We start from the raw sequence: 25,858 nt of genomic DNA on the forward strand, positions 1-25,858 counted from the left end.
GTGATCTTCCTGGCGCTGCTGGCATCCATCGTCGCTGCGGGCATCGCGCTGACCATGCTGTTCCTCACCCATGGTCGACCGGACGACGACCGCGGCGGCCAACGCGCCGACATGGTCCGCTACTTCGGGATCGCCGCGGTCGCGGCCCTGCTCTGCGGCACCATGAACGTCCTCGAGACGGCCGGAGCCGGCGAAACGGCGGCGGCGGTGGGCAACGCCACGAATCTGGTCGCCGTCGGCCTGCTCTGGGCGGGCGCGCGGCGGCTGAACCACCGCCGCGCGATCGGGGCGGTCAGCACCGCCGCGGGCGCCGTGCTGATGCTGGGCTTCACGTTCCTGATCCCCCTGGAGGATGCGACGCTGCTGAAGACCGCCGGCCTCACCGTCTACGGCGCCCTGAGCGCACTCGAACTCTCGCGGCGGCCCCTCGGCGCCCTGTCCGGCGCACAGATCTTGTCGTGGACGCTGGGCGTCTATGCGGCATACAACCTCTGCCGACTCGTGGTCGCCGCCGTCATGGGGCTGGAGCCCCTCGTCGGGAGCGGCCCCGTCTCGGCCGAGGCGACCGCCGCCGTCAGCGCCGTGGCCATCGCCCTCGTCTCCGTCGCGGCCGTGCGCTTGGGACGCCAGCTCGACGACGCACCGGCACCGGGCACCCGTGCGCACGACCGGGGCTCCCTCCGCCGCGAGGCCGCCCGGATGATCGCGGGGAACTCGCCCGTGCGGGCCACGCTCGTCCGCGTGCCCGAGATCGACCTGATCCGCGCCGCCCACAGCACCGGACGAGCCGAGACGATGCTGCGCACCGTGGCAGCGGCGCTCGATGACGCGATCGACGACGCGGCGTGCGGGATGCCGTCACGCGACACGGTCTTCGCCGTCGCTCCCGCCGTCCTCGACGCGGCGGAGCTCGAGCAGGCGGTCCGCCGCGCCTTCGCCGGACGCATGCCCGGGATCGACTACGACGACGTTCCCGACCTCGTCTTCGAGCACTACCTCGTGGGCGACGTCGACGACCTCTCCCTCCTGATGGAGAGCACCCGCCAGCGCCCGCGGCAGGAGCACCGCGACGACTGAGGCCGACCCGTCGACGGCGTCAGTTCGAACCGGTGCTCTGCCCCCACCCGGGGGCACGGCCGGTGCTCGACGAGGTTCCGGTCGTTCCGGCACTGGCGCCCTGGCCCTGATCGGTGAAGATCGCGATCGGCAGGTACTGGTAGACCGTCTGCTGCGAGAACGACGAGTCGGTGTTCGCGGTGCCTTCGACGGCGACGTTGAGCGCGAACTCGAGGGTGATGCCGTACGTGTCGTTGGGCAGTTGCCGGATGGAGGTCGTCGGCACCAGCAGGCCGCCCTGGAAGCTGTTCAGGAGCAGGCCGCGGTCGGAGCGCAGGGTGTCCGAGGGAACCAGGGTGCGGGGATCGGCACTGAACTGGAAGGGGTTGGAGACCTGACCGCTGGTCTGGGCGGTCTGCGACGAGATCGACACGGAGGACAGGTAGACGCGTCGCTTCTGCGTGAGGACGGCCTTCTCGTCGACGCGGTTGTCGACGACGTTGATCGCGAAGCCGAACTGCTTCTCGTTCGTCGACGACCACTCCATCGTGCGCTTGGGGTTGACCGCCCAGACGTCCAACCGCACCTCGAGACCGTCGGCCACCTCGGAGGTGAGCGAGACGGATCCGTCGTAGGTGAACTGCGAGTCGAACGGCTTGGATGACGCCGACGCCGCCGGTTCGGGGGTGGCGACGACGACGGACTGCCCGCCCGCTCCGCCGGCCTGGCCGGGCAGCGCGGCGAACAGATCGGCGACCTGGGTGCAGCCGGTCAGCGTCGCGGGAAGGACGACGGCCACGGCCAGGGCCGCGGCGATTGCGCGCGCGCGACGGCGAGAGGTCTTGCTCACGGGATTCTCCTGAGGATCAGCGCGAGATCGCGCAGAGGTCGATGAACGACCATCACGCTGCGGGATGCAGGCCTCAGGGGGAATCTGACCGGGCGTCGTGACACGTGTTCACGCGCGGCGAGCAGAGACAGGATGGCGCGCTGAACATTACACCACTCTCTATACACTCGATGACATGGCATCCGCGAGGAGCGTCCCCCCGGCGGTCGTCGCGGGAGGCGCACACGACGAAGACGGCGCGAGCCCCAGCAGTCGCACGCGCTCCGTCTGGCTCCTCCAACTGGTGCTCGGCGCCAGCGTGGTCATCACCGTCCTGCTCGTCCAAGCGCTCGAGCCCTCCCTGTTCTCCCTGTGGTCGTTCTCGTCTGGCGTCGGCGTGGTCATCGCGCTCACCGCGGTCGCGATCGTCGTACCGTGGCAGCGGCTCCCTCGCGCGGCGGTGGCCGCGGTCCCCTTCGGCGACATCATCGGCATCGGGTTGCTGAGCTTCGGGACCGACCTCCGATTCGGGTTCTTCTGGGTGTTCCCGATCATCTGGATCGCCACCCACTTCGCCCTCGCATACCTCGTCTCCGCCCTCGGCACCGTCGGTGCGCTGATCGTCATCGACGCCGCCGTGAACGCCACGGGGCCCGTGACGGCTCTGCGCCTGATCGTGGTGCTCCTGTCGCTGACGTTCATCGCGATCACGTCGTTCCTCTCCGCCCGTCAGACGCGGGCGTTCAAACAGCTCCTCCGCCGCCAGGCCAGCCGACTCCAGGGCACGCTTCAGCGCGTGTCCGGTCAGGAGCGGCGCGTCTCGCAGATGCTGAACGGTCTCGACACCGGTATCGCGCGCCTCTCCGTCGACGGCGAGGTGCTCGCCCTCAACGACACGTACGTCGACCTGTACGGCGTGGAGCGGGACGAGCCCCAGCGTCCCGGCGGTGCCGTCGAGTACGCGAACCTGCGCGGCGAGCCGCTTCCGGAGTCCGAGCGGCCGTTCGCCCGCGCAGCCAGAGGCGAGCAGTTCGACGACGAGAGGGTGTGGCTCTTCGACACGCACGGCGAATGGCACGCCCTGTCCGTGTCGACCCGTCGCCTGATCTCCTCGGACGAGGCGGAGAGCACGCTGCTGATCGTGCACGACATCACCGCGCTGATCGAGTCGGAGCGCGCACGTGAACGACTCGCCGCCACCGTCTCGCACGAGCTGCGCAATCCGCTGACGGCCATCATCGGACACGCCGATCTCGCCCTCGACGACCCCGGGCTGCCCCCGAAGGTCCGAGACCAGCTGGAGGTCATCGCGGGAGCCGGCGAGCGCATGCAGGCGCTGATCTCGGAGATCCTCGCCAATTCGCGCGGTGTCTTCAAGGATCAGAGCGCCCCTGCCACCGCGGACGCGAGCCGCATCATCGCGTCGTCGCTCGCCTCCTTCCGTCCCGCCGCCGCGGCGCGTCGCGTCAACGTGATCGACGAACTGCCCCCGTCGGCCGACGTCCTCGGCGACGCCTTCCGTCTGCGCCAGGCCTTCGACAACATCCTCAGCAACGCCATCAAGTACACCCCGGCCGGCGGCACCATCCGCATCTCCGGCGAGGTGTCCCCCGACGATGTCATCCTGCGCTTCGCCGACACGGGGATCGGCATCCATCCCGATGATCTCGCCCGTGTCTTCGATCCGTATTTCCGCGCCCAGAGCGTGCGCGACAGTTCCACCCCGGGCACGGGTCTGGGAATGGGGATCATCCGCACCATCGTGGAGGACCAGGGCGGTTCGCTGTTTCTGGACAGCGAGCTCGGCGCCGGCACCACGGTGACCGTCATCCTTCCGGTGCGCAGCGAGGCGGAAGCCGCATGATGCCCGACGACGTCCTGTCCAATCTGGGCCTGGCGCAGGCGACGGTGGCCACGCTCGGCACCGTGATGATCATCGGGCTGGGGTTCCTCCACCGGCCCTCCCGCTCCGCGTTGCTGTGGTCGCTCGCCTTCGTCCTGGCGATGACCAGCACCTGGGTCTCCGTGACCGGCGCGATCCTCGACGACGAGACCGTGCGGAGGGCCGGTCTGGGGCTCATGCTGGGCGCCCCGGCGCTGATCTGGTCGGGGTTCCGCGCGCGTCGCGGGGTCGCCTCGCTGCCGTGGATCGGCGGCCTGCAGGCCATCGTCACGGCGATCGTCTTCGTGTCCGTCGTCGATGTCAGCGCCTACGGGCTCGCGTTCCGACTCGCGTTCCTCGCTGCGGCGGTGTTCGCCGGCCTCACGCTCGCCGAGCTGCGTCGCGCGGCCGACCGGCTCGAGCGCATGGCCCTGCCCCTCACGATCGTCTCCGCGGCATTCGTCGCCCTGGGCGCCGGCATCCTCATCTCCGGGCTCTCCGCCCCCGCGACGATCGGCGACCTCGCCCTGCCGCGTGTGCTCAATGGTCTGGCGATGCTGGTCTTCCTCGTCTGCGCCACGGTGTCGCTGCTGTATTTCACGTCGGTGTCGCCCAGTGGGCGGCGGGCGGCATCCTCGTGGCCCCACTTCGTCGTCACCGCGTCCGACCGCCTGCGCCGCGCGGCTCAGGCCCGGGAGGAGTCCTGGGCGGTCCTCACCGTCCGACTGGACGACCCTCAGCAGTTGCGCAGCGCCGCCGGCGAGAACGCCTGGATGCGACTCGTCGAGGACTTCGAGAGGGTCGTCGTCGAGACATTCCCCGCCGAAGCCGATCTGGGCCGAGAGACGCGCGGTCGGGTGGTGGTCGTCCTGGCGCGTCCGGACTCCGTCCTTCGCGAACAGGTGCGCACGGTGCTGCGACGCATCACCGAACTCGATGGATCGGCATCCGTCGGCGTCCAGCTCTCGGCGAGCGTGGGATGGGTCGCCGCGGAGATGGGCGGTTTCGACCTGCCGACCCTCATCGCGGATGCCGATCGCGCGGCCGCCGAGGCGACCCTGCAGGGCGGGGACCGCTGGCAGCGCGTGCGCGCCTGATCAGCCGCCGGATCCGGTCTCTCCGCCGCCGGCGATCGCGACGGTGAGGGTGTCACTGGCGGTCTGCTTGGCGAACTCGTTCGATGTCGGGGTGGTCTGCACCAAGAACTCAAAGGTGAACTGGAGGGTGACGAACGTCGCCTCCGCCGGCACCTCCCCGACATTGAACGTCTGCGAATAGCTGTACGGAGACAGGACGAGATAGCCCGGGGCATCGGTCTGATCGGTCTGCGCCGCCAGCGGTGAGAACGACTGCGCCGCGTTGCCGGGGACGGCCGTCATGGTGGCCCGTTGCAGGTAGACCTTCTGCCCGTCATCCGGGGAGACCGTGGTCATCATCGACAGGCTCACGGGCTTCAACGCCGTCGGCGTCCAGCGGTCCATCGACAGCGTCGACCAGTAGTCGACCGTGGCGCTGACGGCCCCCGCGGTCAACGGCCGCTGCGTCGAGCCGCTGCTCAGGTCGTTGCGGACGGGCTGCGGAGCGGAGGATGCCGTGGGCGTCGGCGAAGCCGAGGCCGTCGCCGGTCCTCCTCCCTGGGCCCACGGAGGAGCGCCGCATCCGGCGAGAGCGAACGCACCCGCGACCAGCAGTGCCGCGGCACCGACGAGCCTGCCGCGCCTCGTTGCGAGCCCCATTCGTCCTCCCCCGGATCGTTCCCTTCAGTGTAGGTGTCCGAGGACGGGTGGCTGCCGCCGGTGTCTAAGGTATGCGCGTGCAACGCTCGTCCCCTTCGGTCCCTCGCCGTCGTGCGCCCGCCGTCTTCGCGGCCGTGGTGCTCGGCGTGTTCATCGTCGGCCTCGGCTGTGCGGTCTGGATCGGGCTTCGGGGCGCGTCGGCCGTGCAGCACCTGCGGTCGGCGCAGGCGACGGTCGGCTCTGCGACGACCGAGGTCGCCGATCCGGCGGGAGCGATCGAGCGCCTCGGCGAAGCCGCCCCCGACACCTCGGCCGCGCGCGCCCTCACCGGCGACCCGGTGTGGAGGGGCGCAGAGATCCTGCCCTGGATCGGACCGCAGCTCGCCGCTGTGAGGACCCTCGCCGCGTCGGTGGACGACGCGGCATCCACCGCCGTCCTCCCTCTCCGAGCCGCCGCCGCCGTTCTCGCACCCGGCGCCCTCCACACGCCCGATGGGGCCATCGACGTGGCGCGGATCGCGGCCGCGCGGCCCGCGGCCGCCGATGCGGCGACGCGGCTGCGGATGGCCGTCGACCGTATCGCCGAGATCGACCACGAGCCTCTCCTCGGGGCCGTGTCCACGGCCGTCTCCTCGACCTCCGCCGCGCTGGATAGGGCGGCCACCGCCGCCGAGGCGCTGGAGCGCGCGACGACCCTGGTCCCTCGCATGCTCGGGGCCGACGGCCGACGCTCCACCCTCCTGCTCTTCCAGAACAACGCCGAGTGGCGATCCCTCGGCGGGGTGGTCGGGGCCGTGGCCCAGGTGGATGCCGATGCCGGGCGCCTCGCCCTCGTCGCTCAGGCGTCGAGCGCCGATGTCACCGCCTTCGTCGACGACCCGGTCCTGCCTCTGCCCGACGATGTGCGCGGCGTCTTCGACACGCGTCCGGCCCGGTACCTGCAGAACACCACCCAGGTTCCCGATTTCGCCGTCGGTGCCGCTGTCGCCCGTGAGATGTGGCGTCGCACGCACGGCGAAGAGGTCGATGCGGTCGTCGCGCTGGACCCGGTGACGCTGTCGTATCTGCTGCGGGCGACCGGACCCGTCACCCTCCCCACGGGCGAGGTGATCGACGGCGACGATGCCGTTCCCCTCCTCCTCGACGAGGTGTACCGCCGCTTCGCTGATCCGCGCGAACAGGACGCCTTCTTTCAGGGCGCCGCCGCCGCGGTCTTCGGGGCGCTGGCGGAAGGACGCGGCGACTCGACCGCTCTCGTCGAGGCCCTGACGCGGGCGGGCGACGAGCGCCGCCTCCTGGTGTGGAACGCGGATGCCGCCGACCAGGCCGTGCTCGACGGATCGACGCTGCAGGGCGCTCTTCCCGTATCCGATGACACCCGCACAACGGTCGGGGTCTTTCTCAACGACGGCACGGGCTCGAAGATGGACTACTACCTGCACCCCCGCACGGCGATCGGATGGTGCGCAGACGGCCTGGCGACCCTCCGGGTGAGCCTGCGCAACGACGCGCCCGAGCCCTCCACGCTCCCGCCCTACGTGACGGGTGGGGGCGAGTACGGCGTCCGTCCCGGCGACGCGCTGACCGGCGTGTACGTCTACCTTCCGCCGGGGGCCGAGGTCGTCGACAGACGCACGTCGTCCGACGGAGCCGTCGCGCCGGGCTTCGCGGGCGGTCTGCACGACGGCCGGGCCGTGGTCAAGTGGTCCGTGCAGCTGTCCCCCGGCCAGACGGGCGTCCTGGACCTCGACATCCGGATGCCGACCACCCCCCGCCTCGAGATCCTGTCCACGCCGACGCGGGATCCACGCGAGACGCCCGACGTGGGGGCGTGTCCGGCCGCTGGGTGACCCCTCTTCGGCGGCTGCGGGTGAAGTCGCGAGGCACGGGGCGTGAAAGGGAACGGGACACGCCGCACCGAGTACTCCTCCTCCGCGAGACTCCCCGGTGGAGCGGCGCGTTCCGCTTTTCGAACACCGGCTCGACCACGCCAAGCAGATGGGGCACACCATGAAGACCACGATCATCCGGGCCGTCGCGGCGCTCTCGCTCGCCGCCGCCGCTGTGCTGGCGCCCGCGGCCGCCAACGCCTACACCGACCCCGCCGTGATCTCGGTGACGCCGCCCGTCGTCGCTCCGGGCGGCAGCGCGACGTTCACGACCGATCGCGAGGGCTTCGACGGTGATGAAGACGTCGCCATCTCGATCACCGGTGTGGCCGCGAAGGGCGTGGCCCTCGCGTCCATCGCGACCGAGACCAACGATTCGCTGCGGACGAAAGCCGTCGATGGCAAGATCCACGCGCAGGTTCGCTTCCCGGCGAACGCGACGGGCGTCTACTCGTTCACCTTCACCGGCACCCGCAGCGGCGTGGTCCTCCACTCGAGCGTGACCGTCACCCCGGTCGGCGCACCGAGCGCACCCGCCCAGGGCGGTCTCGCGGTCACCGGCTTCGATGCGGGCACCACGACGGGCCTCTGGCTCACCGGCGCGGCCCTCCTGGTCGGCGGTTCGGCCGTCGGCATCGGAACCGCCATCCGCCGCCGCCGCGCTTCGAAGAGCTGACCCTCCTGACACGAAGAGGGGGCCGTCCTCGGACGGCCCCCTCTTCGGCGTTGCCGAGCACTCAGTCGAGGGCGCCCGCACGCGATGGGGTGACCTCCGCGGTGATGAGAATCGGGAGGTGGTCGCTCTGTCCCTGGGGCAGCGTCTTGATGTGGGCGATGTCGAATCCCATCGACGTCGCGAAGTCGTAATGCCCGCGGAAGAAGCGGTACCGCGTGTACGTCCGTGTGTCGCTGAGCGTCAACTCGTAGCCCTGATCGCGCACCTTCTGCCCGAGGTTCTCCTTGAAGACGGGGTAGTTGTAGTCGCCGACCATCAGCGCGGGCAACCCCGGGCCGAGGTTCTGCAGCTCCGTGAGCGCCGTCCGGATCTGATGGCGGCGGAGCGAATTGAGCGCGGTCAGGGGCGCGGCGTGGAACGAGGCGACGATGACGTCTCGCCCGTGGTCGATGTCGCGCAGGCGCACGCCGAGCATCCGTTCCTCGGCCGGTTTGAGCACGTAGTCGTGAAGCGACTTCTTCAACGCGATCGCCCGGACCTCTTCGGCGCGGAACGTGTTCTCGCGGTAGTACAGCGCGAGACCGAGCCGATTGCGCTGGGTGGCATCCGCCAATCGGAGGCCGCCGATCCGCTCCGGAATGTCCGTGGAGTCGCACTCCTGCAGGCAGAGCACGTCCACCTCGTGCTGCTCGACGAGCGCGGCGAGCTCACCCGCAGCGCGGTGCTTGTTGAGGTTGTACGAGATGACCTTCATGGCGGAGCCAGCCTACGACTCGCGCCGATGCCGCTCCTGAGGGGTTGCGCAGCCGCCGTGAGGTCGATTCAGGATGCCGACTCGTCGGCGTCCCGTCGGTTCCGCGTCTGCTCCGCGCGCGCCGCGAGCAGGTCGTCGGCGGGGTATCCGACCTCGGCGAGGACGAGCCCCCGGGCCGCGAGAACCTTCGTCTCCGGGATCCGCGTGCGAGCGTCGCGGATCGCCACGACGTCGTCGATCGCGATGCGCCCCTCCCCCACCGCGACGCACGCGCCCACGAGCGCGCGGACCATGCTGTGGCAGAAGGCATCGGCGCGCACGTTCGCCACGAGGACGCCGTCGTCGCCACGGTGCCAGTCGTATTCGAGGAGGGTGCGGATGGTGGTCGCCTCTTCGCGGGCCTTGCAGTAAGCGGCGAAGTCGTGGAGCCCGATGAGGCGACCGGCGGCGGCATCCATCGCCTCGACGTCGAGAGCGCTGCGAACGGTCGTCGTCCTCGAGCGATCGAGCGGGTCGTAGTCCGTTTCCGCGTCGGCCAGCCGGTAGGAGTATCGACGCCACACCGCCGAGAAGCGGGCGTCGAAGCCCTCCGGCGCGAGAGACGTGCGACGGACCGTGACATCCGGGTAGGCTCCGAGGACGCCGCGGACACGACCGGCCAGGGCGGCGACCGCGTCACCCTCATCGTTGTCACGACGCCGTCGCGGCAGGCGGGTGATCTGCGCGTCGTCGAGGTCGAGATGCGCCACCTGGCCGGAGGCGTGCACTCCCGCGTCGGTGCGCCCGGCCACGACGAGACGGGGCGAGCCGCCGATGATGCGTTCGAGCGCCCCTTCGAGTTCGCCCTGCACCGTCCTCAGCCGCGGTTGCCGCGCCCATCCCCGGAAATGCGTGCCGTCGTAGGCGATGTCGAGACGTATGCGCACAGGTCCAGCCTACGAGCGCCGCAGCCGGGGAAATGACGCATCCCCCGGTCGGGGACGGCCGAGAAAACCACGGAGCCCCCACCCTGATGGGTGGGGGCTCCGTGCGAGCAGGAAGCTCAGGCCTTGGCGTCGTCCCGAACGGCGTCATCGGCGGCGGCCTCAGCAGCCGCGCCTTCCTCGGGCGACTCGGCGCCGGCGTCGGCGGCCTCGTCGGTCGAGGTCTCCTCGACGGCGGGCTCCTCCGCAGCGGGCTCCTCGGCGGCCGGGGCGGCAGCGGCAGGAGCCGCAGCGGCCTTCGACGACGCCTTCTTGGCGACGGGCTCGAGGACGAGCTCGATCACGGCCATGGGGGCGTTGTCGCCCTTGCGGTTGCCGACCTTGGTGATGCGGGTGTATCCGCCGTCACGCTCGGCCACCAGGGGCGCGATCTCGGTGAAGAGGGTGTGCACGACCTCCTTGTCACCGATCACGCTCAGCACGCGACGACGCGCGTGCAGGTCGCCGCGCTTGGCGAAGGTGATGAGACGCTCGGCGAGCGGACGCAGGCGCTTGGCCTTCGTCTCGGTCGTCTTGATGGACTTGTGCGTGTACAGGGCTGCCGCGAGGTTCGCGAGAAGCAGACGCTCGTGGGCCGGGCCGCCTCCGAGGCGGGGACCCTTCGTGGGCTTAGGCATGTCGTGTTACTCCAGTGAAAGGTTCGGTCGGGTCCGACCGGGGTCAGACGGTCTCTTCGTCGTAGCCGCTGTAGAACTGGGCGCCGTCGAAACCGGGCACCGAGTCCTTGAGCGACAGTCCGAGCGAGGTGAGCTTGTCGCGCACCTCGTCGACCGACTTCTGACCGAAGTTGCGGATGTTCATCAGCTGCGTCTCGGAGAGGGCGACCAGCTCCGAAACGGTGTTGATGCCCTCGCGCTTGAGGCAGTTGTACGAGCGGACCGACAGGTCGAGGTCTTCGATCGGCATCGACAGCTCGTTCGAGAGGACGGTCTCGACCGGCGCGGGGCCGATCTCGATGCCCTCGGCCTCGACGTTCAGCTCGCGAGCGAGACCGAACAGCTCGGTGAGGGTGCGGCCAGCCGAAGCGACGGCGTCGCGCGGCGCGATGGACGCCTTCGACTCGACGTCGAGGACGAGCTTGTCGAAGTCGGTGCGCTCGCCGGCACGGGTGGCGTCGACGCGGTAGCTGACCTTGAGCACCGGCGAGTAGATCGAGTCGATCGGGATCTGACCGGCCTCGGCGTACTCGTTGCGGTTCTGCGTGGCCGAGACGTAGCCGCGGCCACGCTCGATCGTCAGCTCGAGCTCGAACTTCGCGGTGTCGTTGAGCGTCGCGATGACCAGCTCGGGGTTGTGCACCTCGACACCCGCCGGAGCGGAGATGTCGGCGGCGGTGACCTCACCGGCGCCGGTCTTGCGCAGGTACGCCGTGATGGGCTCGTCGCGCTCGCTCGAGACGACCAGCTGCTTGATGTTCAGGATGATCTCGGTGACGTCTTCCTTCACGCCCGGGATGGTGCTGAACTCGTGCAGGACGCCGTCGATGCGGATGCTCGTGACGGCCGCGCCGGGGATCGACGACAGGAGGCTGCGGCGCAGCGCGTTGCCGATCGTGTAACCGAAACCGGGCTCCAGCGGCTCGATGACGAAACGGCTGCGGAACTCCCCGATCTTCTCCTCGGTCAGAGTGGGACGCTGTGCGATGAGCACTATGTGTTCCTTTCGATCACGTGCCCGCTATATGACACGTGTAATGGGGTGAGGTGTTGAGTTGTACTCGCGGGATGATGCTCGACCTCGACGGTCTCGCGGCATCCGGAAGTCTGAGTCGCGCGTGAGCGCGGCGTTCCCGGGGAGCGACGAGCACTCCCCGGGAACGGACGCGTCAGACGCGGCGGCGCTTGGGCGGACGGCAGCCGTTGTGAGCCTGCGGCGTCACGTCCTGGATCGAGCCGACCTCGAGACCCGCAGCGGTCAGCGAGCGGATCGCGGTCTCACGACCCGAACCCGGACCCTTCACGAAGACGTCGACCTTCTTGACGCCGTGCTCCTGCGCCTGGCGAGCGGCCGACTCCGCGGCCATGCCGGCGGCGTACGGCGTCGACTTGCGCGAGCCCTTGAATCCGACACCGCCGGACGAGGCCCAGCTGATGACGGCACCCGAGGGGTCCGTGATCGAAACGATGGTGTTGTTGAACGTCGACTTGATGTGGGCCTGACCCACGGCGATGTTCTTCTTCTCCTTGCGGCGCGGCTTGCGCGCGGCGGACTTGGCCTGTGCCATGTGCGTTCTCCTGAATCCTGACGCTCAGCCCGCGGCTTAGCGCGCCTTCTTCTTGCCGGCGACGGTGCGCTTGGGACCCTTGCGGGTACGCGCGTTCGTCTTCGTGCGCTGACCGCGCACCGGGAGGCCGCGGCGGTGGCGCAGGCCCTCGTAGGAACCGATCTCAACCTTGCGGCGGATGTCGGCGGCGACCTCGCGACGGAGGTCACCCTCCACCTTGTAGGTGCCTTCGATGTGGTCGCGAAGCGCGACCAGCTGGTCGTCGGTGAGGTCCTTGACGCGGATCTCCTGGCTGATGCCAGTGGCGTTCAGGATCTCGACGGAGCGGGTGCGGCCCACGCCGTAGATGTAGGTAAGTGCGATCACCACGCGCTTGTCGCGCGGGATGTCGACGCCGGCGAGACGTGCCATGCGGCTCTCCTCAGAGTGTCGTGGAGGTGTGGAGCAGGATCGGTGCTCGGGCCTCCGCCCCGAGGTGTCCCCCACCCGCCTGCGCGGGAAGGATCTGATCCTGCCGATATGTATTCAGTTGGAAAAGGTGTCGAGCTGGAAGCTCAGCCCTGGCGCTGCTTGTGGCGCGGGTTGCTCTTGCAGATCACCATCACGCGCCCGTGACGACGGATCACCTTGCAGTGGTCGCAGATGGGCTTGACGGAGGGGTTGACCTTCATGATGTTCCTGTTTCGCTGTCTTCGAGACCGCGGGTGCGGCTCGTTACTTCTCGACCGGACTCAGCGGTAGCGGTAGACGATACGACCACGGGTGAGGTCGTACGGGCTCAGCTCGACGACGACGCGATCCTCGGGGATGATGCGGATGTAGTTCTGTCGCATCTTGCCCGAAATGGTGGCGAGCACCTTGTGACCGTTCGTCAGCTCGACACGGAACATCGCGTTGGGCAGTGCCTCGGACACCGTGCCCTCGATCTCGATGACACCGTCTTTCTTCGCCATAAACTCGCTCACGCTCAGTTGCAGACCGGCCGGTCTGCGGTGGATGGGGATTCGGTGCCTCGACACGCCAAGGATGGCGCAACGCACCAAAGATCAAGCATACGTGGTAATACTCGCCCCGGCAACTCGCGGGGCGCGCGTCAGCCGTTCAGTCGACCGACGATGTCCTTCTGCGGATCGCCGGTGAGGTCGGACTGGTTCGACAGCACCGTCCCGTCCACGGCGATGGTCGGCGTGGCGATTCCGCTCTGCCCGGGCTGCACCGGGGTCTTCTGCGTCATCGCCGTGACGAACTTCGAGTAGGTCCCGTCGTCGATGCACGAGGTCACGGCATCCGACGCACCCGCCGACGTCGCGATCGACGCCAGTGCGGCGTTGTCGAGACCCGAGGTGTTCTCCGTGGGCTGCTGCGCGTACATCGCCTTCACGAAAGCCGGGATGTTGGAGGCGTCGTCGACCGCCACGCAGTACGCGGCATTCGCGGAACGCGTGGAGTACTGCGTCCCCTGCGATGCGCGGTCGAGGATCGAGATCGGGTGGATGTTGAGGGTGATCTCGTTGTCGGCGACGAGCTGGTCGAGTGTCGGGCCGTAGCTCTGCTCGAACTGGTTGCAGATCGGGCACATGAAGTCGACATACGTGTCGACCGTCTTATCCCCCGTGCCGACGGAGATCGCGCCCGTCTCCGTGTTCACGGCCGACGACTGCGGAAGGGTTCCCGGCGAGGTCGCCTGACTGTTGGCGAACCAGACCACGCCGCCCACGACCAGCACGACCACCACGACCGCGGCCGTGATCCCGATCGCGAACCAGTTCGTGGACTTGCGGACAGCCGCCATCATCATCAGTCGATCTCCTTCGGCACCACACCGAACGGCGCCAGTTTCTCGGCACCGCCGTCGTGAGCGGTGAGGACCCAGATGCCCCCATCATGCACCGCGACGCTATGTTCCCAGTGGGAGCCGTCTGTGCCGTCGACGGTGGACACGGTCCACCCGTCGTCCTCGACCAGGGTCGCCTGGTCTCCGATGACGACCATGGGCTCGATCGCCACCGCCAGACCGGGGCGTACTTCCGGACCGCGGTCCTCGACCGCGTAGTTGAAGATGCTGGGCGACTCGTGCATCTTGCGCCCGATCCCGTGGCCGACGTAATCGCGCAGGATGCCGTAGCCGCCCTCGGGCGCGTGTTCCTCGATGTAGGACTGGATCGCGGCACCGACCTCGCCGAGGTGGGTCGCCCGGCTGAGAGCAGCGATGCCGGCCCACAGCGAACCCTCCGTGACCTCGGAGAGACGGCGGCGAGGGGCGACGAGCGCGTCCGGCGCATCGCCCGGCACGATCACCGTGAAGGCCGAGTCACCGTTCCACCCCTGGAACTCCGCACCGGCGTCGATCGACAGGATGTCGCCGGCCTGAAGAGGTCGTTCGTTCGGGATGCCGTGCACCACCTGCTCGTTGACCGATGCGCAGATGGTGTGGCGGTAGCCGCGCACCATCTGGAAGTTCGACTTCGCCCCCCGCGAGCCGATGAGACGCGCGGCCTCCGCGTCGAGCTGCAGGGTGGTCATACCGGGCTCGATGAGACGACGGACGGCATCCAGCGCGTCCGCCGTGATCAGCCCGGGCTCGATCATCGAGCGCAGCTGCGCCGGCTTCTTGTAGATCGAGGAGCGCAGTCCCACGTCAGCGAGCCGAGATGCCGCGCGCGTCGAGCGCCGCGAAGATACGAGCCGTGACCTCGTCGAGGCTGCCGACACCGTCGATCTCGTCGACGATGCCGCGCGTGCCGTAGACGTCGAGGATCGGGGCGGTCTCCCGCTCGTAGATCCCCAGTCGCGTCGCGATGGCTTCTTCGGTGTCGTCTGCTCGCCCCTGCTCCGCCGCGCGCGCGGTCAGGCGCGACAACGACTCCTCGCGGGGGACGACGAGCGCAATGACGGCGTCGAGCGCCTCGTCACGCCCTTCCAGGAACTCATCGAGGTGCAGCACCTGCGCGAGGTTGCGCGGGTATCCGTCGAGGAGGAATCCCTCGGCGGCATCCTGTTGCGCAAGGCGGTCGCGCACGACCGCGCTCGTGAGCTCATCGGGGACCAGATCACCGGCGTCGATGATCGACTTCACCTGGAGGCCGAGCTCGGTGCCGTCTTTGACGTTGGCGCGGAAGACGTCGCCGGTGGAGACGACGGGGATGCCCAGGGCTTCGCCGACGCGAACACCCTGCGTTCCTTTTCCGGATCCCTGCGGTCCGACGATCAGAAGACGCGCGGTCATCGCAGCAGCCCTTCGTAGTGACGCTGCTGGAGTTGCGCGTCGATCTGCTTCACCGTCTCGAGACCGACACCCACGATGATGAGGATCGAGGCCCCGCCGAACGGGAAGTTCTGGTTGGCACCGACCGTCGCGAGCGCCACCAGGGGCAGCAGCGCGATGAGGCCGAGGTAGATCGAGCCCGGGAGCGTGATGCGGGTCAGGACGTAGTCCAGGTACTCCGCCGTGGGGCGGCCCGCGCGGATGCCGGGGATGAATCCGCCGTACTTCTTCATGTTGTCGGCGACGTCGACCGGGTTGAACGTGATCGCGACGTAGAAGTAGGCGAATCCGATGATCAGGAGGAAGTAGATCAGCATGTAGAGCGGGTGGTCACCGCGCGTGAGGTACTGCGAGATCCACGTCACCCACGGCTGCGGCTCCTGGCCCGCCTGCGGCTGGTTGAACTGCGCGATGAGCGCGGGGATGTACAGCAGCGACGAGGCGAAGATCACGGGCACGACGCCGGCCATGTTCACCTTGATCGGGATGTAGGTGTTGGTACCGCCGTAGGTGCGGCGCCCGACCATGCGCTTGGCGTACTGCACCGGGATGCGCCGCTGCGACTGCTCCACGAACACGACGAGCGCCACGATGACGATGCTCACCGCCAGCACGAGGAGGAAGACCTCGACTCCGCGGGCGTTGAGGATGGAGATCATCGCACCGGGGAAGGTCGCGGCGATCGAGGTGAAGATGAGGATCGACATACCGTTGCCCACGCCACGCTCGGTGACGAGCTCGGCGAACCACATGACCAGGCCCGTACCGGCGGTCATCGTGATGATCATGAGCAGCTGCGCCCACCAGATGTCGTTGGTGAGCAGCTGCTGGCACTCGGGAACGCCGGCCGAACCGAAGAGCTGACCCGAGCGGGCGACGGTCACGAGCGTGGTCGACTGCAGCAGCGCGAGCGCGATCGTCAGGTAGCGGGTGTACTGGGTGAGCTTGGCCTGCCCTGCCTGGCCCTCTTTGTACAGCGTCTCGAAGTGCGGGATCACCACGCGCAGCAGCTGCACGATGATCGTCGCCGTGATGTACGGCATCACACCCAGCGCGAAGATCGACAGCTGGAGCAGCGCGCCACCCGAGAACAGGTTGACCAGCGAGAGCAGGCCCTCGGTGCCGCCCGACTGGTTCAGGCACTGCTGAACGTTGGGGAAGTCGACGAAGGGCGTCGGCACGTGGGCACCCAGCCGGTAGATGGCGATGATGCCCAGCGTGAAGGCGATCTTCCGCCTCAGGTCGGGCGTGCGGAAAACCCGCGCGATGGCGCTGAACAAGGGAGATTCCTCCAGAACGATCTCGGCGCGCGACGGGGCGCACACCAAATCAGACTAACCCAGAAGGGGCCGACGGCCGTAAGGCCGCCGGCCCCTGCGGGGTCGGGCGTCAGTTGACGGAGCCGCCTGCGGCGACGATCTTCTGCTCAGCGGAGCCGGAGACCTTGTCGACCGAAACGGTCAGCGCGACCGAGATGTCGCCGGTGCCGAGCACCTTGACCTTCTCGTTCTTGCGGACGGCGCCCTTGGCCACGAGGTCGGCGACGGTCACGTCGCCACCCTGCGGGTAGAGCTCGGCGAGCTTCTCCAGGTTCACGACCTGGTACTCGACGCGGAACGGGTTCTTGAAGCCGCGAAGCTTCGGGGTGCGCATGTGCAGCGGCATCTGCCCACCCTCGAAGCCGACCTTGACCTGGTAACGGGCCTTGGTTCCCTTGGTACCGCGACCGGCCGTCTTACCCTTGGAGCCCTCACCGCGACCGACACGGGTCTTCGCGGTGTGAGCGCCCGGGACAGGACGCAGGTGGTGGACCTTGAGCACGCCGGGGCGCGCCGCGGGGGCTTCCTTCTTGGCGGCCGTCTTACCGGCCGTCGCCTTCTTCGGGGCGTCGACCGTAGCGGTCTCGTCCTTCTTGGCAGCCATTAGTCGATCTCCTCAACCTTGACGAGGTGGGCGACGGTCTTGACGTAGCCGCGCGTCTGCGCGTCGTCGGGACGGACGACCGAGTCGCCGATCCGCTTGAGACCGAGCGAACGCAGCGTGTCACGCTGGTTCTGCTTCTCGCTCACCTTGGACTTGATCTGCGTGACCTTCAGACGCTCGGCCATCAGGCACCTACCTTCTGAGCGGCGGCCTCGGCGCGCACGAGGCGGGCCGGGGCGACCTGGTCGAACTCCAGGCCACGGCGGGCGGCCACGGCGCGGGGCTCCTCGAGCGCCTTCAGAGCCTCGACGGTCGCGTGCACGATGTTGATCGTGTTCGACGAGCCGAGCGACTTCGAGAGGACATCGTGGATGCCGGCGCACTCGAGGACGGCGCGGACGGGACCACCGGCGATAACACCGGTACCGGCGGCGGCGGGGCGCAGGAGCACCACACCGGCGGCGGCCTCACCCTGGACGGGGTGCGGGATGGTCGAGCCCGAGCGGGGGACGCGGAAGAAGTTGCGCTTGGCCTCTTCGACACCCTTCGAGATCGCGAGGGGCACTTCGCGGGCCTTGCCGTAACCGACACCCACGACGCCGTTGCCGTCACCCACGACGACGAGCGCCGTGAAGCTGAAGCGACGGCCGCCCTTGACGACCTTCGACACGCGGTTGATGGTGACGACGCGCTCGAGGAACTGGCTCTCGTTGCGGTCGCGCGAACCACGGTCGCGCTGGTTGGTGTTGCGCTCGCGACCACCGCGACGGGGCTCGCGCTCGCGCTCGGCGGGGGCCTGAGCCGCAGCCGCACCCTCAGCCGGTGCAGTCTGCTCGGTCACTTCGGTCTCCTTGTTGTCACTCACAGGTTCAGCCCTCCTTCGCGAGCTCCGTCGGCGATCGCCGCGACGCGTCCCGCGTAGCGGTTGCCGCCACGGTCGAACACGACGTCGGAGACGCCCACGGCCTTGGCACGCTCGGCGACGAGCTCGCCGACCTTGCGGGCCTTGGCGGTCTTGTCACCGTCGAAACCGCGCAGGTCGGTCTCGAGGGTCGAGGCGGAGGCCACGGTGTGGCCCTTGCTGTCGTCCACGACCTGGACGAACACGTGGCGCGCCGAACGCGTCACGACGAGACGGGGGCGCAGCTCGGTGCCGACGACCTTCTTGCGAAGGCGCGCGTGACGACGAGCACGAGCGACAGACTTTGTCTTGACAGCCATGGTCACTTACCACTCTTTCCGGCCTTGCGACGCACGACCTCGCCCGCGTACCGCACACCCTTGCCCTTGTACGGCTCCGGCTTGCGGATCTTGCGGATGTTGGCGGCGGCCTCGCCGACGGCCTGCTTGTCGATGCCGCTCACGGTGACCTTGTTGTTGCCTTCGACCGTGAGGGTGATGCCCGCGGGCGGGTCGATCAGGACGGGGTGCGAGAAGCCGAGGGCGAACTCGATCGAGCTGCCCTTCTGCGCCACGCGGTAACCCGTGCCGACGACCTCGAGGCCCTTGGAGTAGCCCTGGGTGACACCGATGATGTTGTTGTTGATGAGGGTGCGGGTCAGGCCGTGGAGCGACCGGGACTCACGCTCATCGTCGGGGCGGGTGACGAGAACCTGGTTCTCCTCGACCGACACCTCGAGGGGCTGGGCAACGGTGAGCGCGAGCTCGCCCTTGGGGCCCTTGACGTTGACCTCCCGGCCGTTCACCGAGACGGTGACTCCGGCGGGGATGTCGATGGGAAGACGTCCAATACGCGACATGTCAGATCACCACACGTAGGCGAGGACTTCCCCGCCGACGCCCTTCTGCTCGGCCTGACGGTCGGTGAGGAGACCGGAGGAGGTGGACAGGATGGCGACGCCGAGTCCGCCGAGGACCGTGGGGACCTCGGTCGACTTCGCGTACACGCGAAGACCGGGCTTGGAGACGCGCTTGATGCCGGCGATCGACCGCTCGCGGTTCGGACCGTACTTCAGCGTCATGTTGAGGGTCTGGCCGACGCGGGCGTCTTCGACGCTCCAGTCGGCGATGTAACCCTCCTGCTTGAGGATGGCGGCGATGTTCGTCTTCAGCTTCGAGCTCGGCATCGACACGGAGTCGTGGTGCGCCGAGTTCGCGTTGCGCAGACGGGTCAGCATGTCTGCGACCGGGTCTGTCATCGTCATGTGTTGCTTCTTTCTTTCATGAGGTTTCGGCTGCCGTTACGCGACAGCCGACCTTCGATGACGGGCCCCCGGAAACCCGGGGGCCCGAGGGGTCAGGCCTGCTGGTCGGCCGACTGGAAGGGGAACCCGAGCTGGCGGAGCAGCGAACGGCCTTCGTCGTCGGTCTTGGCGGTGGTGACGATGGTGATGTCGAAACCACGCACGCGGTCGATGCGGTCCTGATCGATCTCGTGGAACACGGACTGCTCCTGGAGACCGAAGGTGTAGTTGCCGTTGCCGTCGAACTGCTTGGCCGACAGACCGCGGAAGTCGCGGATGCGGGGTAGGGCGAGGTTGACGAGACGGTCGATGAACTCCCACGCACGGTCGCCGCGGAGGGTGACGTGCGCACCGATGGCCTGGCCCTCGCGCAGCTTGAACTGCGCGATGGACTTGCGGGCCTTGGTGACGACGGGCTTCTGACCGGTGATCTTGGTGAGGTCGTCGACCGCACCATCGATCACCTTGCTGTCGCGAGCAGCCTCGCCGACACCGGTGTTCACGACGACCTTGACCAGGCCGGGGATCTGCATGACGTTCTCGTAGCCGAACTCGTCCTGCAGCGCCTTCTTGATCTCGGCGTTGTACTTCTGCTTCAGGCGGGGCTGGATCTTGCCAGCCACCGCGGCAGTGTCGGTGCTCATATTCAGAGGTCCTTGCCGCTCTTCTTCGCGTAGCGCACACGGACGGTGCGCTTGACGCCGTCCTTCACCTGCTCCTCGACACGGTGACCGACACGGGTCGGCTTCTTGGTCGAGGGGTCGACGAGCGCGACGTTGGAGATGTGGATCGGGGCCTCGAACGTCTCGATGCCACCGGTCTTGGTGCCGCGCTGGGACTGACCCACGCGGTTGTGCTTGGTGACGTAGTTCACGCCCTCGACGATGACGCGGTTCTGCTCGGACAGGACCTCGAGGACCTTGCCCTGCTTGCCGCGGTCGCCGCCGCGCTCGGGCTTGGCGCCCGAGATGACCTGAACCAGGTCGCCCTTCTTGATTTTCGCCATGATCAGATGACCTCCGGGGCGAGCGAGACGATCTTCATGAACTTCTTGTCGCGAAGCTCACGACCGACCGGTCCGAAGATACGGGTGCCGCGGGGCTCCCCGTCGTTCTTCAGGATCACGGCGGCGTTCTCGTCGAACTTGATGTACGAGCCGTCGGGACGGCGGGTCTGCTTCACGACACGGACGACGACGGCCTTGACCACGTCGCCCTTCTTGACGTTTCCACCCGGGATCGCGTCCTTGACCGTGGCGACGATGACGTCACCCAGGCCGGCGTAGCGGCGGTTGGAGCCGCCGAGCACGCGGATGGTGAGCAGCTCCTTGGCGCCGGTGTTGTCGGCGACCTTCAGCCGGGATTCGTTCTGAATCACTTTTTACTCCTTGGGTTCCAAGCAAGCCGCGAGGCTTACTTGGCCTTCTCGAGGATCTCGACCAGGCGCCAGCGCTTGGTGGCGCTGAGCGGACGGGTCTCGTTGATGACGACCAGGTCGCCGATGCCCGCCGAGTTGGTCTCGTCGTGCGCCTTGACCTTGGAGGTGCGGCGGATGACCTTGCCGTAGAGCGGGTGCTTCACGCGGTCCTCGACCTCGACGACGATCGTCTTGTCCATCTTGTCGCTGACGACGTAGCCACGACGCGCCTTGCGGTAACCGCGGGCGTTCTCGTCGCGAACATCGTTCTCGGCGTGCTCGTGACCGGCGACCTGCGCCTCGGCCTTCTTCGCGGTAGCCATTACTCCGCCTCTTCCTTCGCGGCGTCGTCAGCGGCATCCGCCTTCTTCGCCTTGCTCTTTTTCGCCTTCGCCGGAGCCTCGACCGGAGCCGGGGTGGCGCGGATGCCGAGCTCGCGCTCACGGATCACGGTGTACAGACGCGCGATGTCGCGCTTGACTGCACGGATGCGACCGTGGCTCTCGAGCTGGCCGGTGGCCGACTGGAAGCGCAGGTTGAACAGCTCTTCCTTGGCCTTGCGCAGCTCCTCGACGAGGCGCTGGTCTTCGAACGTGTCGAGCTCGCTCGGAGCGAGCTGCTTGGTGCCGATCGCCATTACGCGTCGCCCTCCTCGCGCTTGATGATGCGTGCCTTCAGCGGCAGCTTGTGGATGGCACGGGTGAGTGCTTCACGAGCGAGTTCCTCGTTGACACCCGCGACCTCGAAGAGGACGCGACCCGGCTTGACGTTGGCGACCCACCACTCGGGGGAACCCTTACCGGAACCCATGCGGGTTTCGGCCGGCTTCTTGGTCAGCGGACGGTCGGGGTAGATGTTGATCCACACCTTTCCACCACGCTTGATGTGACGCGTCATGGCGATACGAGCGGACTCGATCTGACGGTTCGTCACGTACGCGGGGGTCAGCGCCTGGATGCCGAACTCACCGAACGACACCGTGGTGCCACCGGTGGCCTGACCCGAGCGACCGGGGTGGTGCTGCTTGCGGTACTTGACCTTGCGGGGGATGAGCATTACGCCGACGCTCCTTCTGCCACGGGGGCCTCGTTGCGCGGGCCACGACGACGGTCGCCACCGCGGTCGTCACGACCGCGCGACTTGGGCGCGTTGGCCTGCTCGCGGGCGAGCTCCTTGTTGGTGAGGTCGCCCTTGTAGATCCAGACCTTCACGCCGATGCGGCCGAAGGTCGTCTTGGCCTCGTAGAAGCCGTAGTCGATGTTCGCGCGCAGGGTGTGCAGGGGCACACGGCCTTCGCGGTAGAACTCGGAGCGGCTCATCTCGGCGCCGCCGAGGCGGCCCGACACCTGGATGCGGACACCCTTGGCGCCGGCGCGCTGAGCGCCCTGCAGACCCTTGCGCATCGCGCGACGGAACGCCACACGAGCAGACAGCTGCTCGGCGACACCCTGCGCGACGAGCTGAGCGTCGGCCTCGGGGTTCTTGACCTCGAGGATGTTCAGCTGGATCTGCTTGCCGGTGAGCTTCTCGAGGTCGGCGCGGATGCGCTCGGCCTCGGCGCCGCGGCGACCGATCACGATGCCCGGACGGGCGGTGTGGATGTCGACGCGGACGCGGTCACGCGTGCGCTCGATCTCGATGTTGCTGACACCGGCGCGGTCGAGCGACGTGGTCAGCAGGCGACGGATCTTGATGTCCTCGGCGAGGTAGTCGGCGTAACGCTGACCGGGCTTCGTCGAGTCCGAGAACCACCGCGACACGTGGTCGGTGGTGATGCCGAGGCGGAAGCCGTACGGGTTGACCTTCTGTCCCATTACTTGCTCGCCTTCTTGTTGGCGCGAGCCGGGGCTGCCTCAGCGGCCTCGGGCGTCGCGAGCACGACCGTGATGTGGCTCGTGCGCTTCTTGATCTGGAAGGCGCGACCCTGAGCGCGGGGCTGGAAACGCTTGAGCGTCGTGCCCTCGTCGACGTACGCGTTCTTCACGTACAGGTCGGCGTCATCCAGGTATTCGTTCGTCTTGTCGGCGGTGACGCGAGCGTTCGCGATCGCCGAGGCGACGAGCTTGTAGATCGGCTCGCTCGCGCCCTGCGGCGCGAACTTCAGGATCGCGAGGGCCTCTTCGGCCTGCTTGCCCTTGATGAGCGCGACGACACGACGAGCCTTCTGAGGGGTCACGCGGATGTGTCGCACACGTGCGATGGACTCCACCATTTCTCTCTCCTCCTCGGTCGCCTTAGCGGCGACGGCCCTTCTTGTCGTCCTTCACGTGGCCGCGGAAGGTGCGGGTGGGCGAGAACTCGCCCAGCTTGTGGCCGACCATGGTCTCGGTCACGAACACGGGGATGTGCTTGCGACCGTCGTGCACGGCGATGGTGTGTCCCAGCATGGCGGGGATGATCATCGAACGGCGCGACCAGGTCTTGATGACGTTCTTGGAACCGGCTTCGTTCTGCGAGACGACCTTGCGAAGCAGGTGCTCGTCGACGAAGGGGCCCTTCTTAAGGCTGCGAGGCATCTTCCTCTACTCCTACTTGCGCTTCTTGCCGGCGGTGCGACGGCGGACGATCAGCTTGTCGCTTTCCTTGTTCGCGTGGCGGGTGCGGCCCTCGGCCTTACCCCACGGCGAAACAGGGTGACGACCACCGGAGGTCTTACCCTCACCACCACCGTGCGGGTGGTCGACCGGGTTCATGGCGACACCACGCACGGTCGGGCGGACGCCCTTCCAGCGCATGCGGCCGGCCTTGCCCCAGTTGATGTTCGACTGCTCGGCGTTGCCGACCTCGCCGATCGTGGCGCGGCAGCGCACGTCGACGTTGCGGATCTCGCCGGAGGGCAGACGCAGCTGCGCGTAGGGGCCGTCCTTCGCGACCAGACGCACGGAGGCGCCGGCCGAACGGGCCATCTTCGCTCCGCCGCCGGGACGCAGTTCGATCGCGTGGATCACGGTACCGGTGGGGATGTTGCGCAGCGGCAGGTTGTTGCCGGGCTTGATGTCAGCGCCGGCTCCCGACTCCACGACGTCGCCCTGCGACAGCTTCGCGGGGGCGAGGATGTAGCGCTTCTCGCCGTCCGCGTAGTGCAGCAGCGCGATGCGCGCGGTGCGGTTGGGGTCGTACTCGATGTGAGCGACCTTGGCGTCGATGCCGTCCTTGTCGTTACGACGGAAGTCGATCAGACGGTACTGACGCTTGTGGCCACCACCGATGTGACGCGTGGTGATGCGGCCCTGGTTGTTGCGGCCACCGGTCTTCGACAGCGGGCGCAGCAGCGACTTCTCAGGCGTCGATCGGGTGATCTCGGCGAAGTCGGCCACCGACGAGCCGCGGCGACCGGGGGTCGTGGGCTTGTACTTGCGAATAGCCATTGTTCTTGTCCTCTATCCCGACCGTCAGCCGACAGACGTGAAGATGTCGATGGTGCCGGACTTCAGCGTGACGATGGCACGCTTGGTGTCCTTGCGCTTGCCGATGCCGAAGCGGGTCCGACGGGCCTTGCCCTGACGGTTCAGCGTGTTCACCGAAGCGACCTTGACGCCGAAGATCTTCTCGATCGCGAGCTTGATCTCGGTCTTCGACGAACGGGGGTCCACCAGGAAGGTGTACTTGCCCTCGTCGATGAGCGAGTAGCTCTTCTCGGAGACGACCGGCTTCAGGATGATGTCGCGCGGGTCCTTGTTGACGGTGGTCATGCCGAGACCTCCTCGGTGGCAGCGCTCTTCGACGCGACGAACGCGTCGTAGGCGGCCTTGGTGAAGACGATGTCGTCGGAGACGAGCACGTCGTACGTGTTGAGCTGGCCGACGGTCAGCACGTGGACGTACGCGAGGTTGCGCACGCTCTTGATCGTCAGCTCGTCGTCGCGGTCGATGACCACCAGGACGTTCTTGACGGCACCGAAGGCCTTCAGCGCGGCAGCGGCGGCCTTGGTCGAGGGCGCACCCTCGATGGCGAAGCTGTCGACGATGTGGAGGCGCTGCCCACGAGCACGGTCGCTGAGCGCACCCAGGAGGGCGGCGGCGATCATCTTCTTGGGGGTGCGCTGGCTGTAGTCGCGGGGCTTGGGCCCGTGGACGATGCCACCACCGGTCATGTGCGGCGCGCGGATCGAGCCCTGACGGGCGTTACCCGTGCCCTTCTGCTTGAAGGGCTTGCGGCCGGCACCCGAGACCTCGCCACGACGCTTGGTCGAGTGCGTGCCCTGGCGAGCCGCGGCACGCTGCGCCACGACGACCTGGTGGATGAGGGGGATGTTCGTCTTGACGTCGAAGAGCGCGGCGGGCAGCTCGACAGAGCCGGCCTTGTTGCCGTCGGCCTTCACGACGTCGAGCGCGAGAGTCGAGTCAGCCATGATCAGGCACCCTTCACTGCGTTGCGGACGTAGACGATGCGGCCACGAGCACCGGGGACGGCGCCCTTGACGAGCATCAGGCCCTTCTCGGCGTCGACGGCGTGCACCGTGAGGTTGAGGACGGTCACGCGCTCGCCACCCATACGGCCGGCCATGCGCATGCCCTTGAAGACGCGGCTCGGGGTCGACGAGGCGCCGATCGAACCGGGCTTGCGGTGGTTGCGGTGCGCACCGTGCGATGCGGAGACACCCTTGAAGTTGTGACGCTTCATGACACCGGCGGTGCCCTTGCCCTTGCTGGTGCCGACGACGTCGACCAGCTGGCCGGCCTCGAAGAGACCGTCGACGGTGAGCTCCTGGCCCAGCGAGTAGTCGGCGGCATCCGCGGTGCGCACCTCGGTGAGGTGGCGGCGCGGGGTGACACCGGCGGCGTCGAAGTGAGCCGTGAGGGGCTTGTTCACCTTGCGGGGGTCGATCTGGCCGTAGCCGATCTGAACGGCGTTGTAGCCGTCCTTCTCGAGCGAGCGCAGCTGGGTCACGACGTTCGGGGCGACCTCGATGACGGTGACGGGAACGAGCTTGCCGTTCTCGTCCCACACCTGGGTCATACCGAGCTTGGTGCCGAGGAGGCCCTTGGAGATCTTGGAGTTGATGTCAGCCATGTCGAACC

General features: G+C 68.0%; 38 protein-coding genes. 5 read left to right on the forward strand and 33 right to left on the reverse strand.

Annotated elements, in window-relative coordinates:
- A complete protein-coding gene (locus AB0N82_RS00855) occupies positions 1-1,077 on the forward strand; it encodes a hypothetical protein (protein ID WP_363387021.1) in 1,077 nt (358 codons plus the stop codon).
- A gap of 19 nt (positions 1,078-1,096) precedes the next feature.
- Here the strand turns inward: AB0N82_RS00855 and AB0N82_RS00860 are convergent, their stop codons facing one another.
- The gene (locus AB0N82_RS00860; protein WP_363387024.1) at positions 1,097-1,906 is read right to left on the reverse strand and encodes a fructose 1,6-bisphosphatase; all 810 of its coding nucleotides are present in this window, start codon (positions 1,904-1,906) and stop codon (positions 1,097-1,099) included.
- A gap of 175 nt (positions 1,907-2,081) precedes the next feature.
- Between AB0N82_RS00860 and AB0N82_RS00865 the strand changes: the two genes are divergently transcribed.
- Entirely contained in the window at positions 2,082-3,749 is a 1,668-nt protein-coding gene (locus tag AB0N82_RS00865) for a PAS domain-containing sensor histidine kinase (protein WP_315993601.1), read from the forward strand.
- Positions 3,749-4,864, forward strand: coding sequence for a hypothetical protein (locus AB0N82_RS00870; RefSeq protein WP_315993602.1), 1,116 nt, complete (start codon positions 3,749-3,751; stop codon positions 4,862-4,864). Before AB0N82_RS00865 ends, AB0N82_RS00870 begins: the two co-directional genes overlap by 1 nt.
- Here the strand turns inward: AB0N82_RS00870 and AB0N82_RS00875 are convergent, their stop codons facing one another.
- Positions 4,865-5,503, reverse strand: a complete 639-nt coding sequence (locus tag AB0N82_RS00875; protein ID WP_315993603.1) for a hypothetical protein — start codon at positions 5,501-5,503, stop codon at positions 4,865-4,867.
- Between the two features lie 77 nt (positions 5,504-5,580).
- On the opposite strand from AB0N82_RS00875, the gene AB0N82_RS00880 reads away from it, so the two are divergent.
- Both AB0N82_RS00880 and AB0N82_RS00885 read left to right on the forward strand, forming a co-directional pair.
- Positions 5,581-7,353, forward strand: a complete 1,773-nt coding sequence (locus AB0N82_RS00880; protein ID WP_363387029.1) for a DUF4012 domain-containing protein — start codon at positions 5,581-5,583, stop codon at positions 7,351-7,353.
- A gap of 160 nt (positions 7,354-7,513) precedes the next feature.
- Positions 7,514-8,068, forward strand: a complete 555-nt coding sequence (locus AB0N82_RS00885; RefSeq protein ID WP_363387032.1) for a hypothetical protein — start codon at positions 7,514-7,516, stop codon at positions 8,066-8,068.
- Between the two features lie 61 nt (positions 8,069-8,129).
- Here AB0N82_RS00885 and AB0N82_RS00890 read toward each other — a convergent pair whose 3' ends face one another.
- The 31 genes from AB0N82_RS00890 to rplC all read right to left on the reverse strand — a co-directional run bounded on the left by AB0N82_RS00890 (position 8,130) and on the right by rplC (position 25,850).
- The gene (locus AB0N82_RS00890) at positions 8,130-8,822 is read right to left on the reverse strand and encodes an endonuclease/exonuclease/phosphatase family protein (protein ID WP_363387035.1); all 693 of its coding nucleotides are present in this window, start codon (positions 8,820-8,822) and stop codon (positions 8,130-8,132) included.
- A 68-nt stretch (positions 8,823-8,890) separates the two neighbouring features.
- Entirely contained in the window at positions 8,891-9,748 is an 858-nt protein-coding gene (truA, locus tag AB0N82_RS00895; protein WP_363387038.1) for a tRNA pseudouridine(38-40) synthase TruA, read from the reverse strand.
- Between the two features lie 116 nt (positions 9,749-9,864).
- On the reverse strand, positions 9,865-10,422 hold the full coding sequence (gene rplQ, locus AB0N82_RS00900; protein WP_363387041.1) for a 50S ribosomal protein L17: 558 nt from the start codon (positions 10,420-10,422) through the stop codon (positions 9,865-9,867).
- A gap of 43 nt (positions 10,423-10,465) precedes the next feature.
- A complete protein-coding gene (locus AB0N82_RS00905; RefSeq protein ID WP_058230893.1) occupies positions 10,466-11,455 on the reverse strand; it encodes a DNA-directed RNA polymerase subunit alpha in 990 nt (329 codons plus the stop codon).
- 175 nt (positions 11,456-11,630) lie between these two features.
- A complete protein-coding gene (gene rpsK / locus AB0N82_RS00910; protein WP_013583990.1) occupies positions 11,631-12,029 on the reverse strand; it encodes a 30S ribosomal protein S11 in 399 nt (132 codons plus the stop codon).
- A gap of 36 nt (positions 12,030-12,065) precedes the next feature.
- Entirely contained in the window at positions 12,066-12,440 is a 375-nt protein-coding gene (gene rpsM / locus AB0N82_RS00915; RefSeq protein WP_076673723.1) for a 30S ribosomal protein S13, read from the reverse strand.
- A 143-nt stretch (positions 12,441-12,583) separates the two neighbouring features.
- Positions 12,584-12,700: a 50S ribosomal protein L36 gene (gene rpmJ, locus AB0N82_RS00920; RefSeq protein WP_005050492.1), complete on the reverse strand. Its 117-nt coding sequence runs from the start codon at positions 12,698-12,700 to the stop codon at positions 12,584-12,586.
- 60 nt (positions 12,701-12,760) lie between these two features.
- Positions 12,761-12,982: a translation initiation factor IF-1 gene (gene infA, locus AB0N82_RS00925; protein WP_013583992.1), complete on the reverse strand. Its 222-nt coding sequence runs from the start codon at positions 12,980-12,982 to the stop codon at positions 12,761-12,763.
- A 140-nt stretch (positions 12,983-13,122) separates the two neighbouring features.
- Positions 13,123-13,827: a thioredoxin domain-containing protein gene (locus AB0N82_RS00930; protein WP_363387046.1), complete on the reverse strand. Its 705-nt coding sequence runs from the start codon at positions 13,825-13,827 to the stop codon at positions 13,123-13,125.
- Entirely contained in the window at positions 13,827-14,666 is an 840-nt protein-coding gene (gene map / locus AB0N82_RS00935; protein ID WP_315993610.1) for a type I methionyl aminopeptidase, read from the reverse strand. The genes AB0N82_RS00930 and map overlap by 1 nt, the downstream gene beginning before the upstream one ends.
- Before the next feature lies 1 nt (position 14,667).
- The gene (locus AB0N82_RS00940; protein ID WP_363387050.1) at positions 14,668-15,255 is read right to left on the reverse strand and encodes an adenylate kinase; all 588 of its coding nucleotides are present in this window, start codon (positions 15,253-15,255) and stop codon (positions 14,668-14,670) included.
- The gene (gene secY, locus AB0N82_RS00945) at positions 15,252-16,574 is read right to left on the reverse strand and encodes a preprotein translocase subunit SecY (protein WP_315993612.1); all 1,323 of its coding nucleotides are present in this window, start codon (positions 16,572-16,574) and stop codon (positions 15,252-15,254) included. The genes AB0N82_RS00940 and secY overlap by 4 nt, the downstream gene beginning before the upstream one ends.
- Positions 16,575-16,683: 109 nt before the next feature.
- Complete coding sequence (gene rplO / locus AB0N82_RS00950) at positions 16,684-17,217, reverse strand: 50S ribosomal protein L15 (protein ID WP_264629984.1); 534 nt, start codon at positions 17,215-17,217, stop codon at positions 16,684-16,686.
- Positions 17,217-17,402, reverse strand: a complete 186-nt coding sequence (gene rpmD, locus AB0N82_RS00955) for a 50S ribosomal protein L30 (RefSeq protein WP_013583998.1) — start codon at positions 17,400-17,402, stop codon at positions 17,217-17,219. Before rpmD ends, rplO begins: the two co-directional genes overlap by 1 nt.
- Entirely contained in the window at positions 17,402-18,058 is a 657-nt protein-coding gene (rpsE, locus tag AB0N82_RS00960) for a 30S ribosomal protein S5 (protein WP_235561317.1), read from the reverse strand. Before rpsE ends, rpmD begins: the two co-directional genes overlap by 1 nt.
- A gap of 20 nt (positions 18,059-18,078) precedes the next feature.
- Complete coding sequence (gene rplR / locus AB0N82_RS00965; protein WP_043361012.1) at positions 18,079-18,438, reverse strand: 50S ribosomal protein L18; 360 nt, start codon at positions 18,436-18,438, stop codon at positions 18,079-18,081.
- 2 nt (positions 18,439-18,440) lie between these two features.
- Positions 18,441-18,977 carry a 50S ribosomal protein L6 gene (gene rplF / locus AB0N82_RS00970; RefSeq protein WP_136585941.1) on the reverse strand — a complete coding sequence of 179 codons (537 nt, stop codon included), beginning with the start codon at positions 18,975-18,977 and terminating at the stop codon, positions 18,441-18,443.
- Positions 18,978-18,983: 6 nt separating this feature from the next.
- The gene (rpsH, locus tag AB0N82_RS00975) at positions 18,984-19,382 is read right to left on the reverse strand and encodes a 30S ribosomal protein S8 (protein ID WP_013584002.1); all 399 of its coding nucleotides are present in this window, start codon (positions 19,380-19,382) and stop codon (positions 18,984-18,986) included.
- Between the two features lie 92 nt (positions 19,383-19,474).
- Positions 19,475-20,065: a 50S ribosomal protein L5 gene (rplE, locus tag AB0N82_RS00980; protein WP_315993613.1), complete on the reverse strand. Its 591-nt coding sequence runs from the start codon at positions 20,063-20,065 to the stop codon at positions 19,475-19,477.
- A 2-nt stretch (positions 20,066-20,067) separates the two neighbouring features.
- Positions 20,068-20,427 carry a 50S ribosomal protein L24 gene (gene rplX / locus AB0N82_RS00985; protein WP_076673708.1) on the reverse strand — a complete coding sequence of 120 codons (360 nt, stop codon included), beginning with the start codon at positions 20,425-20,427 and terminating at the stop codon, positions 20,068-20,070.
- Between the two features lie 2 nt (positions 20,428-20,429).
- The gene (gene rplN, locus AB0N82_RS00990) at positions 20,430-20,798 is read right to left on the reverse strand and encodes a 50S ribosomal protein L14 (RefSeq protein ID WP_013584005.1); all 369 of its coding nucleotides are present in this window, start codon (positions 20,796-20,798) and stop codon (positions 20,430-20,432) included.
- Positions 20,799-20,833: 35 nt separating this feature from the next.
- Positions 20,834-21,160, reverse strand: coding sequence for a 30S ribosomal protein S17 (gene rpsQ / locus AB0N82_RS00995; protein ID WP_076673706.1), 327 nt, complete (start codon positions 21,158-21,160; stop codon positions 20,834-20,836).
- The gene (gene rpmC / locus AB0N82_RS01000) at positions 21,160-21,474 is read right to left on the reverse strand and encodes a 50S ribosomal protein L29 (protein ID WP_058623969.1); all 315 of its coding nucleotides are present in this window, start codon (positions 21,472-21,474) and stop codon (positions 21,160-21,162) included. Before rpmC ends, rpsQ begins: the two co-directional genes overlap by 1 nt.
- Complete coding sequence (gene rplP / locus AB0N82_RS01005; RefSeq protein WP_013584008.1) at positions 21,474-21,893, reverse strand: 50S ribosomal protein L16; 420 nt, start codon at positions 21,891-21,893, stop codon at positions 21,474-21,476. Before rplP ends, rpmC begins: the two co-directional genes overlap by 1 nt.
- Positions 21,893-22,651 carry a 30S ribosomal protein S3 gene (gene rpsC / locus AB0N82_RS01010; RefSeq protein ID WP_058230882.1) on the reverse strand — a complete coding sequence of 253 codons (759 nt, stop codon included), beginning with the start codon at positions 22,649-22,651 and terminating at the stop codon, positions 21,893-21,895. Before rpsC ends, rplP begins: the two co-directional genes overlap by 1 nt.
- On the reverse strand, positions 22,651-23,049 hold the full coding sequence (rplV, locus tag AB0N82_RS01015) for a 50S ribosomal protein L22 (RefSeq protein ID WP_136585944.1): 399 nt from the start codon (positions 23,047-23,049) through the stop codon (positions 22,651-22,653). Before rplV ends, rpsC begins: the two co-directional genes overlap by 1 nt.
- A 22-nt stretch (positions 23,050-23,071) precedes the next feature.
- Positions 23,072-23,353 carry a 30S ribosomal protein S19 gene (gene rpsS, locus AB0N82_RS01020; RefSeq protein WP_013584011.1) on the reverse strand — a complete coding sequence of 94 codons (282 nt, stop codon included), beginning with the start codon at positions 23,351-23,353 and terminating at the stop codon, positions 23,072-23,074.
- A 12-nt stretch (positions 23,354-23,365) separates the two neighbouring features.
- A complete protein-coding gene (gene rplB / locus AB0N82_RS01025) occupies positions 23,366-24,205 on the reverse strand; it encodes a 50S ribosomal protein L2 (protein WP_013584012.1) in 840 nt (279 codons plus the stop codon).
- Positions 24,206-24,229: 24 nt separating this feature from the next.
- Positions 24,230-24,529, reverse strand: coding sequence for a 50S ribosomal protein L23 (gene rplW / locus AB0N82_RS01030; protein WP_013584013.1), 300 nt, complete (start codon positions 24,527-24,529; stop codon positions 24,230-24,232).
- Positions 24,526-25,188 (reverse strand): 50S ribosomal protein L4, encoded by a 663-nt coding sequence (rplD, locus tag AB0N82_RS01035; RefSeq protein WP_076673700.1) that lies wholly within the window; start codon positions 25,186-25,188, stop codon positions 24,526-24,528. Before rplD ends, rplW begins: the two co-directional genes overlap by 4 nt.
- Before the next feature lie 2 nt (positions 25,189-25,190).
- A complete protein-coding gene (gene rplC, locus AB0N82_RS01040; RefSeq protein WP_076673698.1) occupies positions 25,191-25,850 on the reverse strand; it encodes a 50S ribosomal protein L3 in 660 nt (219 codons plus the stop codon).
- Between the last annotated feature and the right edge of the window lie 8 nt (positions 25,851-25,858).

The organism is Microbacterium sp. NPDC089186 (assembly GCF_040685115.1).
Taxonomy (GTDB): Bacteria; Actinomycetota; Actinomycetes; order Actinomycetales; family Microbacteriaceae; genus Microbacterium; species Microbacterium galbum.

Excerpts from the sequence above, each read along its gene's own strand:
- rpsH (WP_013584002.1), bottom strand. The coding sequence starts at position 19,382 with ATGACGATGACAGACCCGGTCGCAGACATGCTGACCCGTCTGCGCAAC.
- rplB (WP_013584012.1), bottom strand. The coding sequence starts at position 24,205 with ATGGCTATTCGCAAGTACAAGCCCACGACCCCCGGTCGCCGCGGCTCG.
- AB0N82_RS00940 (WP_363387050.1), bottom strand. The coding sequence starts at position 15,255 with ATGACCGCGCGTCTTCTGATCGTCGGACCGCAGGGATCCGGAAAAGGA.
- rplD (WP_076673700.1), bottom strand. The coding sequence starts at position 25,188 with ATGGCTGACTCGACTCTCGCGCTCGACGTCGTGAAGGCCGACGGCAAC.
- rplF (WP_136585941.1), bottom strand. The coding sequence starts at position 18,977 with ATGTCGCGTATTGGACGTCTTCCCATCGACATCCCCGCCGGAGTCACC.
- rplQ (WP_363387041.1), bottom strand. The coding sequence starts at position 10,422 with ATGCCTAAGCCCACGAAGGGTCCCCGCCTCGGAGGCGGCCCGGCCCAC.
- rplP (WP_013584008.1), bottom strand. The coding sequence starts at position 21,893 with ATGCTCATCCCCCGCAAGGTCAAGTACCGCAAGCAGCACCACCCCGGT.
- AB0N82_RS00890 (WP_363387035.1), bottom strand. The coding sequence starts at position 8,822 with ATGAAGGTCATCTCGTACAACCTCAACAAGCACCGCGCTGCGGGTGAG.
- rplE (WP_315993613.1), bottom strand. The coding sequence starts at position 20,065 with ATGAGCACCGACACTGCCGCGGTGGCTGGCAAGATCCAGCCCCGCCTG.
- rplR (WP_043361012.1), bottom strand. The coding sequence starts at position 18,438 with ATGGCTGTCAAGACAAAGTCTGTCGCTCGTGCTCGTCGTCACGCGCGC.
- rpsQ (WP_076673706.1), bottom strand. The coding sequence starts at position 21,160 with ATGGCTACCGCGAAGAAGGCCGAGGCGCAGGTCGCCGGTCACGAGCAC.
- rpsM (WP_076673723.1), bottom strand. The coding sequence starts at position 12,440 with ATGGCACGTCTCGCCGGCGTCGACATCCCGCGCGACAAGCGCGTGGTG.
- rplV (WP_136585944.1), bottom strand. The coding sequence starts at position 23,049 with ATGGTGGAGTCCATCGCACGTGTGCGACACATCCGCGTGACCCCTCAG.
- rplW (WP_013584013.1), bottom strand. The coding sequence starts at position 24,529 with ATGACCACCGTCAACAAGGACCCGCGCGACATCATCCTGAAGCCGGTC.
- AB0N82_RS00875 (WP_315993603.1), bottom strand. The coding sequence starts at position 5,503 with ATGGGGCTCGCAACGAGGCGCGGCAGGCTCGTCGGTGCCGCGGCACTG.
- AB0N82_RS00885 (WP_363387032.1), top strand. The coding sequence starts at position 7,514 with ATGAAGACCACGATCATCCGGGCCGTCGCGGCGCTCTCGCTCGCCGCC.
- rplC (WP_076673698.1), bottom strand. The coding sequence starts at position 25,850 with ATGGCTGACATCAACTCCAAGATCTCCAAGGGCCTCCTCGGCACCAAG.
- rpmJ (WP_005050492.1), bottom strand. The coding sequence starts at position 12,700 with ATGAAGGTCAACCCCTCCGTCAAGCCCATCTGCGACCACTGCAAGGTG.
- rplX (WP_076673708.1), bottom strand. The coding sequence starts at position 20,427 with ATGGCGAAAATCAAGAAGGGCGACCTGGTTCAGGTCATCTCGGGCGCC.
- infA (WP_013583992.1), bottom strand. The coding sequence starts at position 12,982 with ATGGCGAAGAAAGACGGTGTCATCGAGATCGAGGGCACGGTGTCCGAG.
- rplO (WP_264629984.1), bottom strand. The coding sequence starts at position 17,217 with ATGGCTGCCAAGAAGGACGAGACCGCTACGGTCGACGCCCCGAAGAAG.
- AB0N82_RS00930 (WP_363387046.1), bottom strand. The coding sequence starts at position 13,827 with ATGATGATGGCGGCTGTCCGCAAGTCCACGAACTGGTTCGCGATCGGG.
- rpmC (WP_058623969.1), bottom strand. The coding sequence starts at position 21,474 with ATGGCGATCGGCACCAAGCAGCTCGCTCCGAGCGAGCTCGACACGTTC.
- rpsC (WP_058230882.1), bottom strand. The coding sequence starts at position 22,651 with ATGGGACAGAAGGTCAACCCGTACGGCTTCCGCCTCGGCATCACCACC.
- AB0N82_RS00865 (WP_315993601.1), top strand. The coding sequence starts at position 2,082 with ATGGCATCCGCGAGGAGCGTCCCCCCGGCGGTCGTCGCGGGAGGCGCA.
- rpsK (WP_013583990.1), bottom strand. The coding sequence starts at position 12,029 with ATGGCACAGGCCAAGTCCGCCGCGCGCAAGCCGCGCCGCAAGGAGAAG.
- AB0N82_RS00870 (WP_315993602.1), top strand. The coding sequence starts at position 3,749 with ATGCCCGACGACGTCCTGTCCAATCTGGGCCTGGCGCAGGCGACGGTG.
- rpsS (WP_013584011.1), bottom strand. The coding sequence starts at position 23,353 with ATGCCTCGCAGCCTTAAGAAGGGCCCCTTCGTCGACGAGCACCTGCTT.
- rpmD (WP_013583998.1), bottom strand. The coding sequence starts at position 17,402 with ATGGCCGAGCGTCTGAAGGTCACGCAGATCAAGTCCAAGGTGAGCGAG.